Source organism: Sphingorhabdus sp. YGSMI21, from assembly GCF_002776575.1.
Classification (GTDB): Bacteria; Pseudomonadota; Alphaproteobacteria; order Sphingomonadales; family Sphingomonadaceae; genus Parasphingorhabdus.
This window is the reverse complement of sequence record NZ_CP022548.1, coordinates 1,499,533-1,518,251: the sequence shown is the minus strand read 5'-3', so window position 1 is coordinate 1,518,251 and position 18,719 is coordinate 1,499,533. Positions and strand designations below refer to the sequence as shown.

The window sequence follows — 18,719 nt, the reverse complement described above, 5'->3', positions numbered from 1 at the left end:
CTAGGCGCCGGCCTTCCGGCGCGCCCCGGCGACTTTTTCCTTCAGATTCAGCAGCATTGCCAGATTGACCTGGCCGCCTTCGGAAGCAACCTGGAAGATGCTTGCAACCAGACCATCGATTTCGGTGAGATCCCCAGCCAGATCGGCAGAACCATTCTTGTCCGCCACGTGCAATCCGCCCTCGGTCAGAGCGGCCAGCTTCTCTTCCAGCTTGCGCCGCCGGGCAATCTCGTCCTGCAACTCGTTCTGGATGTCGGCCAGCGCCATGCTGCGAATGATGACGCGCTCGTCCAGAACATTGTTTGTGCGCCGGATTTCCACCGCGTCCTGTTTTTTGCTCAGTTGCGATGCCATGCGCGCGCAGAGCACTTCAAAATCGATCGGCTTGGTTACATAATCGTCGGCACCTGCGGACAGGGCCTCGACCACTGCCTCGCCTTCCGTGCGGGCGGTGACCATGATCACCGGCAGCGACTTGGTCGCATCGCGGTCCCGCAACTGTTTCAGGACCTCGACCCCGTTCATCGTCGGCATCATATAGTCGAGCAGGACGATATCGGGGAGGGATTCCTCGATTGACTGGAGCGCCGCCATACCGCTGTCAACGGCCGCGGCCACAAAACCTGCCTTGCCCAGCCGGCGACACAAAAGGGCACGGTTCGCCTCCACGTCATCGACGACAAGAATTTTCACGACAGCGGGTTCGATCGGATGGTTGTTCTGCATCATCAAGGCCTGCTTCCAGTTCCTGTGGTCAATATCGAGGGAGATTCGTCCCTGTTCCGGCCGTTCTTTTCCGGATCGTCATGATCGCCAAAAGCGCCGATGCTGGCGACCAGTTTTCTCGGGCTGATGCCATTTTTGGGCAGGATTCTGGCGACTTTTCCTTCGAGCTTTGCCCGTTCAGAGTCGTTCAGAAGCTTGCCCGTGACGACGAATACGGGTGGCCGGACCTCGCTGTCCATTTGCGATATATGATCCAGAAGCTCGAAACCGCTCACATCCGGCATCTTCAGATCGGTGACAACAAAATCGATTTTTTCATCCGCCAATATGGCCATTGCCTTAGCTCCGCTCTGAACGGCGCGCGTGCTGTAGCCCATCTGCGCAATCGCGCGCTGGTATAGATGGACGGTGCCCTCGTCGTCATCGACGATGAGGACCTTGCCCTTCTGGCGCAGCGAATAAAGCGACAGGATATCCGAAAAATCGACCCGGTTTACCGGTTTGACGAAATGATCGCAGGCACCTTTTTCCAGCGCTCGGCGACGGTTGTCATCGACACTCACCACAATGGTCGGAATGGAACTCAAGCTGCTGTCGGCTTCCAGCGCATCCAGTACCTGCCAGCCGTCTACCTTCGGAAGGTCGATATCCAGAAATATCAGATCCGGCCGATAGATGTCCGCTTTCTCCAACCCCTCTTCGCCGTTCGCAGCAGTCATCACATTATAACCCGCCTGCTCGACCAGCCGCGACAAAAGCCGCTGTGCGCTCGGCTCGTCTTCGATGACCAGCGCCAGTGGCAGGGAACTTGACCGGAAGCGTTCCTGCGCGTCGAGCATGTCCATAACCTCTGATCCGCCGGAATCCTGCCCCGGCGCGTCGGGCAGGGCATTTGCCTTGACCCGCAGGCTGAATGTCGAACCGGTGCCCAGCGAACTTTCCACTTTGACGCTGCCGCCCAGCATTTCGGCGAAATGACCGGTGATCGACAAGCCGAGACCAGTGCCGCCGAACAACCGCGTGGTGGTAGAATCGGCCTGCGAGAAAGGCTTGAACAACCGATCCATCTGTTCCTGCGACATGCCGATACCCGTGTCGGAAATGGAGAACATGATGTCATCCTCCTTTTTCCGCACGACGATGACAATATGCCCATTTTCGGTGAACTTGCAGGCATTGCTGCCAAGATTCAGCAGGCATTGGCGCAATTTGGTGGAGTCGGATCGTAGCATCTGAATCGTATCGTCCATCTGCATCATCAGCTTGTTGCCCTTGGCTGAGGCAATCGGCTCAAGCATGGCAACCACTTCGTCCATCAGCGTGGCAAGGTCGAAATCATGATATTCGATTTCCATGCCGCCGGCTTCGATCTTAGACAGGTCGAGAATGCCGTTGATCAGGCCCAGAAGCTGCTGGGCAGAGCTGTAGATCCATTTGATATCGTCGATGGAACTGTCCATGCCCGCGGCGTGCAATTCTTCCTGCAGCACTTCGGTGTAACCGATGATGGCGTTTAGCGGCGTCCGCAATTCATGGCTCATATTGGCCAGAAACTGCGATTTCGCCAGATTGGCATGTTCCGCCTCGTCCCTTGCCTTTTCCAGCCGTTCGGCAGATTGCGACAATTCTCCGTTCCGCTTTTCGATCTCGCCAAGCATCCTGTTGAAGCTGCGGACAATGACGTTGAAGTCCGGATCCGCATCGCTGGCCAGACGGAGCGAGAAATTGCCAGACCGGCCAATGCGTTCCATCGACTGGGACATGCTGGCGAGCGGGCGAAACACCATTTTCCCCAGAAAGCGCGCCACGAAAAATGCCAGCGTGATGCAGATGATGAACATGATGATCGTACTCGGCGCACTATCGGCAACAATGGTCCCCAGGGTCTTGCGATGAGCCGCAACGCGTAATTCGCCGACCCTTTCGCCATTTGCCATCACGGGGGCAATGATCTGCGTATCCCCCATGTCGCTTTCCCGCGACCGGTCTGCGCCAGCGGAAACGATGGACTCCTCGTTGGCAAAGGATGCGACTTTGCGGCCGGACGCATCATAGGCACCGACCCACAGCAGGTCATTGATGCCGCGAACGGAACTCAGGCTCTCGTTCGCAGCAATCTTGTCATCGAACAGGATCGCGGCGCTCAGATTTGCCGCAAGCACTTCGGCAACCTGATTATATCGCTGCTGGGCGGCGATCTGATTGTAATAATATTGCAGGCCAAGCAAGCCGACCGACGACATCAGCAGTGCAAAGGCTGCGGTTGCCAGGGTAAACAGGGTCAGCTTCGACCGGAATGGCATATGCTTGAGCGCGGAGAGATGGAACATTTTCATCATTGCTTCACCCTCGAAGCCAGCCGAAGCAATTTCGAGCTGATCGCTATGCCGGACTGGCGGGCCGAACCGGCATTCACCTCAAAACGGATCTGGTTTCCGAATTTCACCAGGCCGATGGCACCGCCGGCGCGGATAAAATCATGATCGTCGCCGATCAGCAACAGGCCGCGCTGTCTGATGCGGCCGATTTGTGCCGGCGTGCTGGATCCGACATAGGCCACGTGGCAGCCCGACAGGTCCGACACACCCGGATCAATATAGCGGACCTCGATAGGCCGCTTGCCAACCAGTTTTCTATTCAGGGCCGCCACTTCTCTTGTCGCGCTCATACGGCGGGCGACGCAGAGATTTAGCGAACCGCTGTTGCTGCCCTCGGGAAAACTGACAAAACGGAGCACATTATATATAATCGCCGCCTTCAGGCCATTGGAACGGCTCGACTGGGCGTGCAGCGGTTGCGCCAACAACACGGCCAACACCGCTGTAGCCATCCCCATTTTCAAAAACCAGTGCAACAGATTCATTCCCCCGCTTCCCTAAAATCGAACGCGGGCTTGAATCGAGGCGGTTCTCGAAACATATTCGGCGGGTGCGGGAAAAACTTCCTGGAAATATTCCAGTCGGCGTTTTTGCAACAGATTTTCACCGATGAGCGACAGTTCGACCGTTTCGATCGGCCGGTATGTCAGGCGGATATCGGCGCTGTTGTAGCTGGGCACCGACCCTTCCAGGGCTCCCACATGCCGGAACTGGCTGTCGAAGGAAAATTTGTCACCGAAGTCGATAGCGTTGCGAATGCTCAGCTGATTTTCCGGCGACAGATTCGGGTCGACAATGGTCGTCCCGGGAGACGTAAGACCGTCAACCTGTCCGGTTTTCATATCCAGATGTGAATATGCGACGTCGATATTCCACCAGAGCGCAATTCTGCCAGACAAGGCAATCTCGGCACCCCAGGTCTTGGCCAGCCCGTTGTTGTTGAAAGCCACGGGCAATTCGATACCAACGGGGGCGGTAAGCGGCTCCTGAAAAATCAGGTTCTGACCGGTTTGGCCCAAAGATACGATCCGGGAATAGATATTTCTGTAGGCGGCGACATCCAGCGACCAGCCATCGGCAATCTGGGCCCGGAAACCGGCCTCATAGGAGGTCGAGCGTTCCGACTTCAGATCGGGATCGCCGAAGAGAACCGGATAGATCGGTATGGAAAACGGATTGCCGGGCGTATCAGGCAGTCCAACGGTCAGCCGCAGCTCCGCATCCCGTTCGAAACCGGATGGTGTTCGCGCGGCTCGCGATACGCCCGCCCAGACGGCAAAATTTTCTGCCGGACGATAGAATAGCCGGGCGCTCGGCTGCAGTTCGGTACCGCTGAAGCTGTTGAATTCGATCTTCGACCCGGCGGTCAGGCGCAAACTGTCCGGAATCAGCGTGATATCGTCCTGGATATAGCCGCTCAGCCACTGGTCGCTGCGCCGTTCGTTGCTCAGCTTGAAACTCCCGTCCGCGACCAGCGTATCGACCGACGAGCGGGCGGCCAGTCCGACATTGATTTCATGTGTGTCGCTGGCTTTCCAGCGCAGGCCGAAATCGAGATCAACCATGTCCTGCTGGATATCCGCATCATATTCGAACCGCGTCGAACGGTCATAATAGGCCTGAAACGACCAGTCCAGATCCTCGCTAACTTCATGCGTCCACCGGCCGAGGACATGAAATGCCGAAAAACGGCCGTCGAGAAGATCGGGATCATAACCCGGGTTCAGGAGGTCCTGCCTGACAACCAGCGCCGGTATGTCAAAATCACCTTTCGAATATTCCGCAGCCAGGGTGAAAGCGTCCGCTCCACTGGGCTCGTAATCCATCCGCCCGCCGATCGCCCTGCCATGATATCGGCCCGCCAGCTTGTCGCCATTGCCGTCGCGCAAACCATCGGTAAAGGTCGCGTTGGCATAAATGCGATAGCTGATATTCTCGTCAAAACGGCCTCCGTAGGAGCCATTGGCCTGCTGTTTTGTCAGCCCGATGCGGACATCCGCTGTGCCGCCCTGCAAATCGCTGCCATGTTTGGAAATGATATTGATGACACCATTGACCGCATTGCTACCCCAAAGGGCAGCACCCGGTCCACGAACAACCTCGATCCGTTCGATTTCATCGAGCGGCAGCATCAGCTGATCCCAGCGGACACCGGACAGGTTGTTGGTATAGATGGTCCGACCATCGACCATAACGAGAACCGAATTGCCGAACCGTCCGCTGAACCCGCGAGCGGTGACCGCGATCACCGAATTTTGCAATGTCGCGACCTCTAAACCGGGAACCATACGGAGCAGATCAGGGATGGAACTCGCAGTCGAACGGCGGATATCTTCCTGGGTGATGATGAAAACAGCCGCCGCAGACTCGCTTACTTTCTGGCGCTTTTTGGCAACCGATGTCGCCTCCAGCGTCAGCAGTTCTTCCAGCTGCATATCGAGCAGGGAGTCATCCTGGCCGGACTCGACGACATCATCCTCGTCCGGCGCGTCCAGCTGCGCGTGCGCCGCTGTTGCGGACAGAGAGAGAAACGCGATCGACCCGACAGCCGATCTGCTAAGTTTTTTCATCTTGATAGGAACACTCGCAATTGTCATTATCGCCCCGAAGCCTGCATCGGCTCGAACGCCTGCTGTTCCAGTAAACGGACAAACTCCGCTTCTTTTAAGGGTTTGGAGAGAAGATAGCCCTGAACATGGTCGCAACCCATCACCCGGAGGATGGAAAGCTGCTCTTCGGTCTCGACCCCTTCCACCACCGACTGGAGGTTCAGTCCGGAAGCCAGAGCGACGATCGCATGGACCAGCGTCCGCTTGTCGTTTCTTTCCACCAGCCCCGTCAGCAGCGACCGGTCAAGCTTCAATCGCTTGAAGGGCAGCTGTGTCAATTTTGCGAGATTGGAATAGCCGGTACCGAAATCGTCCATGGCCAGCGACACGCCAATCGAGCTAAGCCGGGTGAAACGGTCTGCGGCCATTTCCATCTGCTCCATGAAGGCGCTTTCGGTGACTTCGAGCTCCAGCAGTTCGGGCTTGGCCTTCCAATATGCCAGCGAGGCCTTGACCAGAGCGGCAAATTCCATCTGGCGCAGCTGGTTCGGCGATACATTGATCGAAAGCTTGATCGGTATGCCTTCGCCTGACCATTTCGCGATCCGCTTGATCGCCTCGATCAGCACCCACTCGCCAATGTCATTGATGATGTTCAGCTTTTCCGCGACTGGGATGAATGTATCGGGCATTATCAGCCCGGATGTCGGATGGTTCCAGCGAATGAGCGCTTCTGCGGAAGAGATTTTGAGCGTGCGGGAATCGAAAACCGGCTGGAAATAAAGTTCGAACTGGTCGTCCGCCAAAGCCGTCCGCAGCCCCTGTTCCAGATTGGATAGCCGAAGCGCATCGTCGTCCAGCGCTTTGGAATAAACGGTGACACAATTCTTCCCGTCATTTTTCGCATGATACATGGCGGCGTCCGCGGCCCGCAGCAATTCGGTAAAATCGAAGCCGAATTCGGGGCTCATCGCCACGCCGATGCTGCAACTGATCGAGATGCTTTTCGAACCCAGTTCGAACGGCTCGGCCATCGCCCGCAAAATCCTCTGCGCGATTTTCCGCGGCAGTGCGGGGGATTCAAAATTATTCAGGAATATGGTGAACTCATCACCACCCATACGGCAGACAAGCACATCTTCGGTCCGCGCGCCGTCGAGATTGACTTCCCGCATCGCCAGATGGAGCCGCTGCGTGACCTTCTGCAGGATGACATCACCGACGCTATGGCCGAAAGTATCATTCACATATTTGAAGCCGTCCAGATCGAGATAGAATACCGCGCTCTGCGCTTGGGTTTCACTATTGGCAGCCAGCTTGTCCTCGACCAGTCGCTGAAACTTGATGCGATTGAGCAACCCGGTCAGCGGGTCTTCGAAGACCTTGACGAGAAGATGCTGCTCCGCAGCGTCGCGCGCAAGATTTGCCGCACGCTGATCCGCAAAACGTCGCGTGGCAAAAATGGTCGAACATATTGAAAATAGAATGAAGGCCAGAATGACGTGATCGATGGCGTGGGCTGAACGTTGAACGGCCCAGTCATGAAACCGGCTATCGGCCTCGCTGCCTATGATCAACAACCAGCTGCCCACCGCCACTATCGACAGGATGATGACATCGCGGCTGGCTGAAGAGAGCTCTCTCCAGACCGATAACAAGCCAAGACCAAATATATGTTTCACGCAATAATCATCCCTACCCATTGCGTTAACGGGCGTTTCTACCGGGAGTTTAGCTTTTGCTGCCGATCTGCCGGATCAAGGCCGAGAAACGGAAGGGAATCTACCGGCGCAAATTCCGCGCGCGCTGGGCGGAACCAATGGCGCCGGCGGGCAGGTTGCGGGGCAGCATTGTCACTGCCCCCGTCTTCACCGGATGAAAAACTCGACTGGCGCGGTCAGTTCCAGCTGCTTGTCGGGCCAATCCTGCGGTGGCTTTGGAAACGGGGCCGCACGCCGGATCGTTTCCAGCGCGGCCTTGTCCAGCCGCCGCGAGCCCGAGGACCGGGACAGTTGCGCGCTGACCAGCCGCCCCTCCCGGTCCATCCGGAACCGGATATAGGCCACGCCCTGTTCGCGGCGCGCTTTTGCTCCGGCGGGATAGCGGCGGAATTTCTCGAGATGCGCCAGAAGCCGCGCTTGCCAGCTAGTTTCAGCACTGCTCAGCTGTGGTGCCGGTGGAACCGGGCTATTTTCCGGCGCGCTGGTCTGTTCAACCGGAGGTCCCGGATCGGGCAATTGCGGCTGTACGGATATCGGATTGTCGCTGGCAAGCCGAATGACCGGCAGTTCGATATCCTGCTCGACCGGTTCGAAATCCGGCATTTCCTTCTCCACCTGCTGCGGGCCGGGGGGAACTTCGCTGCTCGGTTCTGGCGGCGCCGCTGGCGGCGCGATATCAAACACGGCCAGTGCCGGCGTATCGAGCTTCACCTGGCTAGCCCCGCGGTGAATGAAAAAGCCGCCCAGCACGAGCGCGTGAAACGCGAGGGTCAGAGTGAAGGCGGTGGAACGGTTGACGGCGGATGCGCTGCTATATTGCCCGTGTTCGTATATCGGCCCGGACTCCGCCATCCGTTGCGGGGCCGGCGGAACGGCTGCGACCGGCGGCACCGTCACCCTTGCCTTATCGAGCAGCTGCATATGTTTCACTATTCGTCGCCACTGGCCAGCATCTGGCGGGGCAACGGGCGGCTGGCGACCCACAAGGCGCTGGCCAGCACGGCGATGCCGACCAGGCTAGCCGGCAGCCAGTCCGGACGGGCGGCGAACAGGAACAGGCCATAGCCGAAAGCCATGCCGCACCATGAGGTGATGCGTGCCTTGCGCGATATCGCCCGCTCTTCCCGCCAGGCCCGCAAACCCGGTCCGAAGCGCGGATGGTTCAGAAGCCAGGCTTCCAGCCTGGGCGATGACCGCGCAAAACAGGCCAGCGCCAGGATCAGGAAATCGACGGTCGGCAGCAGCGGCAGAAAGGCGCCGACAAAGCCCACACCCACAAGCAACAGCCCGAGCACCAGCCAGAATATTCGTGCCGTTCGGCTGCGCTTCAGCAGCTCCTGCCCGTCGGTTTTCTCCGGAACGCGCTCAACCAAGACAGGCATGGGCCAGATCCTGGACCCGGGCAAAGGCAGATTGTGCGCCCTGCACCACCCGCGCTTCCTCGGCATCGGTCAGCGCGACAGCGTCCAATGCAGCTGTAAATGCCCGCCAATGCGCTGCCGGCCCGATCTCTGCTGGCGCGAGATGCCGCGCACCATGCGTGTCCGACAGCCCCATCCTGGCCGCCTGTTTACGCAGCAGCGCCGCCCCCATGTTGGAACCCTCGGCCACATAGAGCCAGCCGAGCGCCGTGGGCAGATCGGCTTCCTTTCCGGCGGCAAAGGCCGGATCGTCCCCGAGCTGGGGCAGCGCCAGCCCGAGATCCACAAGATCCGCCGCAATCAGCGCTCTCCGGCGCCGGTGCTGCAATCCGGGGAGAACCGCCTGCAGCCCCGCGTCGTCATATAGCGCGTCGATGTCACGGTGGAATGCCCATTGCATCTGCACAAAGCGGCTATAGCCTGGTAAATCATCAAAACTGGATGCCTCCATCACGGACTTGTCCAGCGCGTCATGCACGTCGTGCGTCAAAGCCTTGAGCCGTTTCGCCCGCGACGGTTCGAGAGTGTCAGTCATATCAGTCATCACAATGTCTCCGATGAGGTCAGAAGCGGAAGGAAAGGCCGATTTTCAGCCCGTGAACATCGGCCTTGCTGGCGGCCCGGCGGCCGTTTTCGATGTCGGAGGTGCCGACCTGCGTAACCTGTTCGTAGATCGGGTTCGGGATTTCGATGATCCCGATTCCCGGGATATTGAATATGGTGGGCGGACCATATCCGACGATCTCATCATAGCTGAAGGACTTGCCGACTCCGGACCGGGCCTCTTCAAACAGGAAGTCCTTCTGCCCAAACCGGGCGTAACTATATTCGCCACGCAGCGAGATATTCTTGCCAAGAGCGATTTCCGCACCCGCACCGAGCGTCCAGCCGGTGCGCGTCTTGCTGTCTGTTTCGGTAAAGGAGAGCTCGGTCAGATAGCCGTAGGGATTGGCCTGGGACAGGTTTTTAACGTCATAGGTGTCAATATACTGCCCGCGGGTCTGCTTCTCCTTCAGGAAGGCAAGACCGCCGGTTCCGTAGAACAGAGCCCGGCCGGTTGCATAGCCGATCCGCCCGCGCGCTGTGGCCATCCACTGTGAATCATATTCCATCGACGCCTGCGCTTCCTGATCGGCAGCGAGATTGTAAAAGCCGTTGGCAGTGGTCTGGATTTCTTCAGAGATCGCATAGCGCATCGCATTGCCCTGCATCAGGCTGAAATCGGCCTCGGCACCGGCAATCCAGCCACCGCCGAGATCGTAATTATAGCCCGCGAACGCGCCCCATTGCATGTCGCCATGGCTCAGATCGGCGCTCTCGGTGGCGGCGACGGCATCCGCATTGCCGGCACCGTCGGTGGTCGTGCCTTTTCGAGAAATATCGGCATAACCTGCGGTTGCGCCGAGATAGAAGCCGCTCCAGTCGCCATCGAAAGACCCGGCAGCCGATTTTCCGAGCAGATAGGATTCCATCGCCCGCTGGCGCTGGTTGTCGGATTCCGCTTTGGCCGGACCTCCGAAAGCACCGGTAAAGCCGAGCCGGAAAGTGCGGCCCGGTGAAGGCATCAGGCCCAGTGTCAGCGCGTCCATATAATAGCGGTCGGTAATATTATCGATTCCGAATTCCACGCTCATCCGGTCATCGATCCGGAAATCCCCGAACAGATCGAACACATCATAGGGCTCCCAATCGACAACCGTTAAGGAACCGCCAAATGTATAGATCGTGTTGCCGCGATCCCCCATATGGGTATAACGCCCGCCGACGTGCAGCCGCTCGTCGAACAGGCGTGCGCCAAGCGTCGCCGACAGGCTGTTTTTCGGAGGAAGGTGCGACGGGATATAGCTGTTCGCGGTTCCCCCTTCCCGGCATGCTCCCGCTTCGGTGCAGAACTCTTCATAGGTCAGGACCGAGCCGGCCAGTTCGGCATAGACGCCACCCGTGTCGTAGCGCAGCGAAAGCTCCGCGCCCTGGAACTCGGCGCTGTCGATATTGATTACCGACGTCAGGCCATCGCTGGTACCGCGCGTCAGATAGTCATCCACATGATTGGAATAATAGCTGAGCCGCGCCTGCAGGACGTCGTCCGAGACAATCAGCGAATCGGTCTGGTAGTTGAGGCCGATCTCGCTGTTGCGCGACCGCTCTGCGCGTGCCGGATTGTCCGGATCGGGATAGAAAGAGAAGCCGGACGTCGATTCAAACAGGCTCGGCGCGCGGATCGCTTCGGCATAGCGGGCGAAAAACTGCAATCCGGGCAGCGGCTCCACAATGACCGAGGCAATGGGCGAGAAACCGCTGTTATTCTCGTCATTATAGCCGGTCGCCCTGTCCCGGTCGTCGGACGATCCGGTAGAAACATCGACCAGATTATTGTCGTGGGACTTTACCTTCGTGTAGCGCATCGCTGCATTGAACGTGAGCCAGTCAGTCGGCTTGAGCTCGCCCGAAATATAGGCGCTATATTCATTGCGCCAGCCGTCGCGCGGTTCGACAAAATCGCTGTAACCCGAGTTGCCCTTGTAATCCTCCCATCCTGGAGGCGGCTTCAGCCGCTCGCGTGTGTAAGAACCGCCATAGCTAAGCGCGAGCGCGCCGATCCCGGTATCAAAGCGAGAATCGTTCCAGAGCCGCAAGCCCCAGCGATTGGACTGGCTTTGGAAAGCGGCATCGTCGTTGATCACCGTCCCGTTGGGGAGTTCGAAACGATAGAGCGTTTCGATACTGGTGAAATTATCCGTCGCCCAGCTGTCGAGATGGAGGTCGATAAGGTCATTGTCGGCGGGATCCCAGCGCAAACGACCGGTATAGGTGTTCACATGGGTCCGGCTGAGCGGCGCTTGCAAAGCGCCACCGAACCGGACGATCTGCGACGGCATCATTTCGCCGAAATCGCTCTCGTAGCGCATATAGGACAGATCCAGAGCGAGATCGTCGTTTGGCCGGATCACGCTGCGTAGCAAGATTGATGTGTTGTCCTGCGAGCTACTGAGCACTTCCTCGCCATGCTGGTAGCGGCTGCTGCCTGCGGGCACTTCGCCATGTTCGCCACCGAAATAATTGCCGGTCTTGCGGCGCGCAACAGCCCCGACGAGATCAAACGCATCCGAGCGATACGCAGTGGCGATACTGAAATTATAGCCGTTCAGGTCCAGCATGTCGGGCCGGGCATAACGCTCGTCGGACCCGTTGCCGGTACCGAGCGTGCCCACCGCCGGTATATCGACATTATTGCCTTGCATACCCGCCTTGAAACGAATGCCGAAATTCTTGTCTTCGGCCACCAGATCATTGGCGCTGAGTGTGTTCGCTCGCACCACGCCGCCGGTGGCGCCGACCCCGTCTGCTGCCGCGCTAGGGCCTTTCTCGATCGTGATACTGCCGACCAGATCGGGGTCGAGATAGGTCCGGCCGGCGACGCCGGAATAGCCGCGATAGACGGTCGACTGCTGCAGCGAGCCGTCAATCACCACCGGCACGCGGTCCATCCCCTGCATCCCGCGAATATTGACATCCAGCGCGCCGGAGTTGCGATTGTCGCCATTCAGCACGCCGGGAACCCCGCGCAGGAAATCGCCCGGCGAGGTGCCACGGTTCTGCTGGATCTGCTCGGCCGAAATATGGGCGGTCGAGGCCGCGCTGCGATAGGGTGCGTCGCGCGAAGCGACGCCGTTGCCGCGTCCGGAAGTCCCGCCGCTGCCCGCGGTTCCGCCGCTACCTTCGACCTTGAGGGTAGGAAGCTGGACCGTGCCATCATCCTCTGCCGCAGCGGGCACGATCACCACCGATCCGTTGGTGAGCCGTCGATAGGTCAGGCCGGTGCCTGCAAGCAGGGCGGACAGGGCGCTGTTCACATCCATATTGCCCGACACGGAGGCCGAGCGCTTGCCATCGACTTCGCTGGCTTCAAAACCGACCTGAATATTGCCCTGTTGCATGACCTGCCGCAGCGCGCCGCGCAGCGTCTGGGCGGCGATATCGAAATCATGCCGCATATCGTCGGCTGCCGTGGTCTGGTCCTGCGCGACAGCCGCCACCGGCGTCACGAAGTTCAGCGCGGTACCGGCCAGCATCATATGCCGCACAATATTGATCGTCCGTCTGTCACGGCCATTTTTTGAAATCATCGTCTTGCAATCCCTTCAGAGCATCAGGACACCGTTGGTCAGGCGTCCCGTTATCGCTAATGCGAGTCAATCGCACTAACTGTCAGAAGGTAGACTGATGCCGAAGCAATTTTCCCAATGCCCCGGAAAAAATTATTTTTCCTTGGGGCGCAGCAGCAGCGCGCCGCCGGGCAATTCCACCCGCTCCAGGCTGCGCATCCGGGCAATGGTTGCCAGCGCTTCGTCCGGACGGGAGATCAGGAACACACCGCTCACCGTCGGCAGATCGTCAAAATCGCCCCACAGCCAGACCGGTGCGGCGCGATAGCGGGCAATCTGCTGAATGGCGTCTTCCACAGGCTGCTGGTTTAGCAGCAATTCCCCCTTGCGCCATGACGCCATCGCCGAGACGGGTCGGGAGGGCAGCGGAACGACGTCGCTATCGGAATAGCGCGCCCGCTCTCCCGCCTCCAGCAGATGCGCCGCGCCGCGCGCCCGGCCCTGCACTTCGACCGCGCCTTCGGTGACGGAAACCTGGACGCTGTCATCCTGCTCCATGACTTCGAAAGCAGTGCCAATATCGCGCGTCACCCCGTCCATCGCTTCCACCAGAAACGGACGGGATTCATGCCGGACGTCGAACCATGCGCGGCCCTCCAGCAAGCGGATGGTCCGGTTCCGTCCCTGCATATCCACGGCAATCGCGCTGGCGCTGTCGAGCATGACGGTCGACCCATCGGACAGCGCGATGCTGCGCGTCTCGCCGGCAGCCGTGCGGAAATCGGACTGCATTTCCAGCAGCAAGACCGGGCCGTAAAAGAGCGCGATGAAACTGGCGGTCAGCGCCAGTGGCAGGGCGCGCACCAGACGGCGGCGCGACAGGCGCGGCCTTTTTTGCAGCGGCTTCGGGCGCATCCCGGCGGCCGGCATCGGGCGGCTGGCCGGTCCCTCGGCAACCATGTCCAGATCCTGCCAGAGCGCGCGTTCGCGGGCAAAGGCGGCGGCATGGCTTTCATGCTCTGCCAGCCATGCTTCCAGATCTTCCAGTTCCCGCTGGCTCATTTCCTTCGAAACGAGGCGGACGATCCAGTATCGCGCCTGCTCGTCAAGGTCGGCATGCTGGTTTTGCTCAGAGGAATTGGGTATCGGAATGGCCTGTTTCTTCATGTTCATATTACAAATTGATGCGAACGGGTTGCCGGTTTCAGCAGCCCTATAAGATTAGACGCCTGCCGACCCTATTTTCCCAAGCAGATATACGGAATATTATTCCCCGGCGGGATCACCGTCCCGGACCTGGGCAAGCTCGCGCAACGCCCGCCGCAGGTGATTTTCGACCGTGGTCGAACTCACCCCGACCCGCTCAGCGGTTTCCCGCTGGGTCAGCCCTTCCATGCGGGTGAGGTGCAATATCGTGCGCGTCGGCTCGGGAAGACTGGCCAGCGCATCCCGCACCCGCTGCAGCGTTTCCCGCGATTCCACAATGCGGTCCGGCCCCGGCTCATGATCCTGCCCCCACAGCAAAGCCTCCGCATGCTGGGCAACCGCCGTCTTGCGCCGGTCGCTCTTGATATGATCCACCGCGACATTATGCGCCAGCCGCCGCAAATAGGCCCGCTTGTTGAGGATCGGGGGATCGTCCCGGACCGCCTGGACCTTGAGCCACAATTTCTGCGCCACATCCTCGGCCCCGTCCCGCCCGACAAGCCGGCTGAGCTGCCGGAGCAGCGACTGGCGTTCTGCAAGCAACAGACGCGACAAGGCGGTGGCGTTGATAGACATGACTGACCGTCAGGCCCAGTACATCAGTTGCGAATGACTTGCAATAAGGATGGTGGCGGGGGGTGCGCAGGTCGGTTGACGGCCGTGGGGTTGGTGGGGATTTTATTTGGTGCGTGTTGCGAATGAAAATATGGTGCCCAGAAGAGGACTCGAATTGAGGCCTTAATCCATTGATTTATATGTATTATTTCAATGCGGAGATCGAAAAAGCCCACAAAAAGGCCCACAATGATGATTATTGGTCATTATGGACTTGCAGCCTGTTGGTCAGAAACTGGAATATTTAAGCATTATTTCAATTACTTAATACTTGTGGCCCGGCGGATAAGCCAAGGCATTTCGCCGGCATGACAACATGGCCTGTTCAGGTATCGAATATCTCGGCGTAGTGCTTTTCAATTACCGCCACTTCATGATCAGATAGCGCTGCAAATTCTATCTTCCGTGCGCGTGCTGACAGTGATCCGGCATTTTGTGCCAGAAATTTATGGAGTAAATCAGCTGTTGGACCTGGCATATCGGCGATTGCCTGGATGGCATCGTTAAAACGATCATAGCGCTCCAGAAATTCAGCCTCTTTCGGCAAGTCAATTTCAATGGTTTGAGCGACACATTCATAGATGAATTCTGCATGTGCCGTCGCATCGAAATAACGATAGAGGTCGGCAGTCTGGTTTGTCACCTCGACATTATTTTTAGGCGTCGCATGCCACTCGATAAGCGGCAGCGCCTTTCCTGAATGATTTTCCAGCACGATACGATAATCATCAATTCTTTCAAGTATCGCGGCCGAAACCGGAAACACAATACCAGGCGGATTAAAGCCTCGCTGAGCAAGCGCGTGATGAATGAGATAGCGGTGCAAGCGGCCATTGCCATCTTCAAACGGATGGATATAGATAAAGCCAAAGGCGAGCATGGCTGCGGCAACCACTGCATCCAATTCCCGGGAATGCGCATTTGAAAACTCGATCAAGCCATCCATCAGCATGGGGATGTCATCATGACGAGCGCTGATATGATCTGGAAGCGGTGCACCACTTGTGCGATCATGTTCACCGACGAAACCGCCTTCGTTTCGATAACCGAGCTTTACAAAGCGCGTATCATCAATGACGATATTTTGCAGTCGCTCAAACTCATCATGGCTGAGCGCCTGCTTGCCCGCTTCGCCAATTGCTTTGCCCCACCGTTGAATACGATTTTGGGGAGGGCGCTCACCTTCAATGGCATAGCTGGATTTGGAATCCTTCAAGAGCAGAAAAGCCGCTGTTCTGGCCAACACATCTTTCGGCAACTGCGCGATCCGTTCCTGCGCCTTCGTTGGCAAATCTTGTGCGAGAAAATTTACCAGTTTTTCCGTCCGGAATACCATCGGGCAGAAATCCGGCGTGCCAGGAAGATTGTTGGTCACTTTATAGCGTGGCAGCTTTACACCTGTCACACAAAATTGCTGTTTTGGATCAACGACACCAACGTAATTGGTAACCGGGGGTTCCGCCAGATCAATGGCGTCGCCGGTTAGCCATTCATAGAGAAACCACAGCCGCCGAGCATATGCTCCAGTTGGCGTGCCTTTAACGATCGCTTTTATCTGGTTAGCGCCGACCGCCATGAAAACTGCTTTCAGAACGTGTAGGTCTAGCCCTTCATATTTAAGAGCAAACACCAGATGGCCCTCAAGAGTGGCCTCGGGCTGGTGGCGCAAGCTCATAATGCGCGACTTTTCGTTGTCTATCACTTTGTGGTGAGCGCCGGTTGCGAATATTTTATTGGGAAGCGGAACCAGTAAGTCGAGAGCATCTATCAGAGCGCTATAACCAGCCAGTAACGCTTTTTCCGGAAACACTATTTCCTGAAAAACCGCTTTTGCAGGTGAAAAATCAATTTTTTTACTGCCTGGCATGACTTTATCTATTTTTCTTCCGATTTTCTATTTCTAACGGGCAAGTCCCATGAAAAGTCATATTAGCAGATGAAAACCTTTTTTTATACTCCCAATCTATGAAACTTCATTTTCTAATGAATTGCTTCAAGGCAAAAGATGCTTTCAGAATGAGCCTTAAAATAAGGCTGCCATCTTCCAGTACATCAACGGGGTCTACAACGCCCGGCAACGCCATTCATATCTGGGCGGCATAGAGCCTTATTTTAGCTTCACTGGACCACGTCTCCGTTATCGCATGGCGTGCCGTGGGTAGATGACCGACGGATATTGCGCGGGATCATCTTTGTGATCCGCAATGGTCTACGCTGGCGCGATGCGCCTGCTGCTTACGGACTGAAGCGTCCCGGGTTTGCTGGAGGCTCCTATCTGTGAGAAGGAGCTATAATGAGCAACGCAAGAAACAAGTTTTCGCCTGAGGTCCGCGAACGCGCGGTTCGGATGGTTGGTGAGCATCGTGCCGATTACGGTTCGGAATGGGCGGCAATGACCTCCATCGCTGGGAAGATCGGCTGTACGGCGAAGACGCTGCGCCGCTGGTGTCGTGAGGAGGCGAGCCGACGAACGGGGCCAGCGGCGCAAGCCGCCAGTGAACGGGAGCGCCTCAAGCTGCTGGAGCGCTGACGTAAAGGAACTTCGCCGTGCCAACGAGATTCTTCGCAAGGCATCGGCATATTTTGCGCAGGCGGAGCTCGACCGCCAAGGCAAATGGTGATGTCGTTTATCGACGACCATCGCAAGGAACTGGGTATCGAGCCGATCTGCCGCGAACTGCGGGTCGCCCCATCGTCCTACTACGAGCACGCTGCAAGGCTTGTCGACCCTGACAAGCGCTCGGTGCGGGCCCGGCGCGATGATGAACTCAGGCAGCAGATCGGGCGGGTCCACGAAGCCAGCTTCGGCCTCTATGGCACCCGCAAAGTCTGGCACCAGCTACGCCGCGAAGGGATCGACGTCGCCAAGTGCACCGTGGAGCGGCTGATGCGCGCGATGGGCTTGGCAGGAATAAGGCGCGGAAAAACCTGCGTGACCACCGTCAGTAATCCGAAGACACCGTGCCCGCTGGACAGGGTCAACCGCGAGTTCCAGGTCACCCGGCCTAATGCGCTGTGGGTCGTCGACTTCACCTATGTCCATACCTGGACCGGCTTCGTCTACGTCGCCTTCGTGATCGACGCCTTCGCCCGGCGGATCGTAGGCTGGAAGGTCAGCACCAGTGCCACGGCGGGCTTCGTTCTGGATGCCCTGGAGCAGGCAATCCATGCTCGCAAGCCAAGTGCCGACGATGGCCTGATCCATCATAGCGACAGGGGCGTTCAATATTTAGCCATGAGCTACACCCAGCGGCTGTCCGAAGCCGAGCTGGTGCCCTCGGTCGCCTCGACTTTGGCATGATGCCCCGCATCATGCGCCGCCTTCGCCGTCGGCGACTCGTATGACAACGCCCTCGCCGAGACCATCAACGGCCTCTACAAAGCCGAAGTGATCTGGCGGCAGCGCTCATGGCCAAACGCTTCAGCGGTGGAAATGGCAACCCTGCGATGGGTCGACTGGTTTAACAATCACCGCCTGTTCGGTCCCATCGGGCATATCCCGCCCGCCGAAGCCGAAGCTAATTACTATGCAGCCTGCGAGAACCTCGATATGGTCGCTTGACTCAAATGAAACCGCCTCCGGAAAACCCGGGACGCTTCAGACCCCATAAGACGATCTATAACCGCTTTGTGCGCTGGAGTCGCGCTGGACGCCTTCGAGGAAGGTCCCGGGAGCCAGAAATATCCGGCGATCGCACTCAGCTGGCGGCGGCTTTGGGAGCACATCAGCCCGTTTTTTGTGTTCGGTGCCCCGATCCGGCGGATCATCCGGCAACGCCTTCGAGGCGCAGAACTCGAAGCTTAGGCGGGCCGTTCGAACGCGTGGGCACTTTCCGGGTGGCGATGCCGCCATGAAGCTGCTGTACCTCGTTCTCGATTAGGCAGCGGCCGAATGGAAAAGGCCGTCTCGCGAATGGACCGAAGCGAAAAAACCCGGTTAGCCGTTGTCTTGGGTGAAAGGTTCCTCATCTGATGATACAAAACGGCCTCCCGCACA

The 18,719-nt window shown here is 58.0% G+C and carries 12 protein-coding genes, 3 pseudogenes and 1 other annotated feature; of the genes and pseudogenes, 3 read left to right on the top strand and 12 right to left on the bottom strand.

Translation table 11 applies throughout. The features are described 5' to 3' along the window. From CHN51_RS07425 to CHN51_RS07370, 12 genes are all read right to left on the bottom strand, one after another. Complete coding sequence (locus CHN51_RS07425) at positions 1 to 729, bottom strand: response regulator (RefSeq protein ID WP_100093438.1); 729 nt, start codon at positions 727 to 729, stop codon at positions 1 to 3. Beyond that, positions 729 to 3,065 carry a response regulator gene (locus tag CHN51_RS07420; protein ID WP_100093437.1) on the bottom strand — a complete coding sequence of 779 codons (2,337 nt, stop codon included), beginning with the start codon at positions 3,063 to 3,065 and terminating at the stop codon, positions 729 to 731. The genes CHN51_RS07425 and CHN51_RS07420 overlap by 1 nt, the downstream gene beginning before the upstream one ends. Next, on the bottom strand, positions 3,062 to 3,589 hold the full coding sequence (locus tag CHN51_RS07415; RefSeq protein WP_100093436.1) for a YfiR family protein: 528 nt from the start codon (positions 3,587 to 3,589) through the stop codon (positions 3,062 to 3,064). The genes CHN51_RS07420 and CHN51_RS07415 overlap by 4 nt, the downstream gene beginning before the upstream one ends. Before the next feature lie 12 nt (positions 3,590 to 3,601). After that, positions 3,602 to 5,674: a TonB-dependent receptor gene (locus tag CHN51_RS07410; protein WP_164089036.1), complete on the bottom strand. Its 2,073-nt coding sequence runs from the start codon at positions 5,672 to 5,674 to the stop codon at positions 3,602 to 3,604. A 26-nt stretch (positions 5,675 to 5,700) separates the two neighbouring features. Beyond that, positions 5,701 to 7,335, bottom strand: a complete 1,635-nt coding sequence (locus tag CHN51_RS07405; RefSeq protein WP_164089034.1) for an EAL domain-containing protein — start codon at positions 7,333 to 7,335, stop codon at positions 5,701 to 5,703. Positions 7,336 to 7,521: 186 nt separating this feature from the next. Beyond that, positions 7,522 to 8,295 (bottom strand): energy transducer TonB, encoded by a 774-nt coding sequence (locus tag CHN51_RS07400; RefSeq protein WP_240616945.1) that lies wholly within the window; start codon positions 8,293 to 8,295, stop codon positions 7,522 to 7,524. 8 nt (positions 8,296 to 8,303) lie between these two features. After that, entirely contained in the window at positions 8,304 to 8,756 is a 453-nt protein-coding gene (locus tag CHN51_RS07395; RefSeq protein ID WP_100093432.1) for a YbaN family protein, read from the bottom strand. Continuing rightward, positions 8,740 to 9,339: a biliverdin-producing heme oxygenase gene (locus tag CHN51_RS07390; protein WP_164089032.1), complete on the bottom strand. Its 600-nt coding sequence runs from the start codon at positions 9,337 to 9,339 to the stop codon at positions 8,740 to 8,742. The genes CHN51_RS07395 and CHN51_RS07390 overlap by 17 nt, the downstream gene beginning before the upstream one ends. A 19-nt stretch (positions 9,340 to 9,358) precedes the next feature. Then, positions 9,359 to 12,922: a TonB-dependent receptor gene (locus CHN51_RS07385; protein WP_100093431.1), complete on the bottom strand. Its 3,564-nt coding sequence runs from the start codon at positions 12,920 to 12,922 to the stop codon at positions 9,359 to 9,361. A 132-nt stretch (positions 12,923 to 13,054) separates the two neighbouring features. Further along, positions 13,055 to 14,074, bottom strand: a complete 1,020-nt coding sequence (locus tag CHN51_RS07380) for a FecR domain-containing protein (protein ID WP_100093430.1) — start codon at positions 14,072 to 14,074, stop codon at positions 13,055 to 13,057. Positions 14,075 to 14,167: 93 nt separating this feature from the next. Next, positions 14,168 to 14,683, bottom strand: coding sequence for an RNA polymerase sigma factor (locus tag CHN51_RS07375; RefSeq protein ID WP_100093429.1), 516 nt, complete (start codon positions 14,681 to 14,683; stop codon positions 14,168 to 14,170). A 364-nt stretch (positions 14,684 to 15,047) separates the two neighbouring features. Further along, entirely contained in the window at positions 15,048 to 16,589 is a 1,542-nt protein-coding gene (locus CHN51_RS07370) for a Fic family protein (protein ID WP_100093428.1), read from the bottom strand. A gap of 267 nt (positions 16,590 to 16,856) precedes the next feature. Between CHN51_RS07370 and CHN51_RS07365 the strand changes: the two are divergent. The 3 pseudogenes from CHN51_RS07365 to CHN51_RS19430 form a co-directional block, all read left to right on the top strand. After that, positions 16,857 to 16,964, top strand: a pseudogene (locus CHN51_RS07365) (transposase); the annotation flags it as partial. 51 nt (positions 16,965 to 17,015) lie between these two features. Continuing rightward, a pseudogene (locus tag CHN51_RS07360) lies at positions 17,016 to 18,284 on the top strand (IS3 family transposase). Next, positions 17,298 to 17,412: a sequence feature (AL1L pseudoknot), on the top strand. Its footprint overlaps the pseudogene before it by 115 nt. Positions 18,285 to 18,365: 81 nt before the next feature. Further along, a pseudogene (locus tag CHN51_RS19430) lies at positions 18,366 to 18,695 on the top strand (transposase); the annotation flags it as partial. Positions 18,696 to 18,719: the final 24 nt, after the last annotated feature.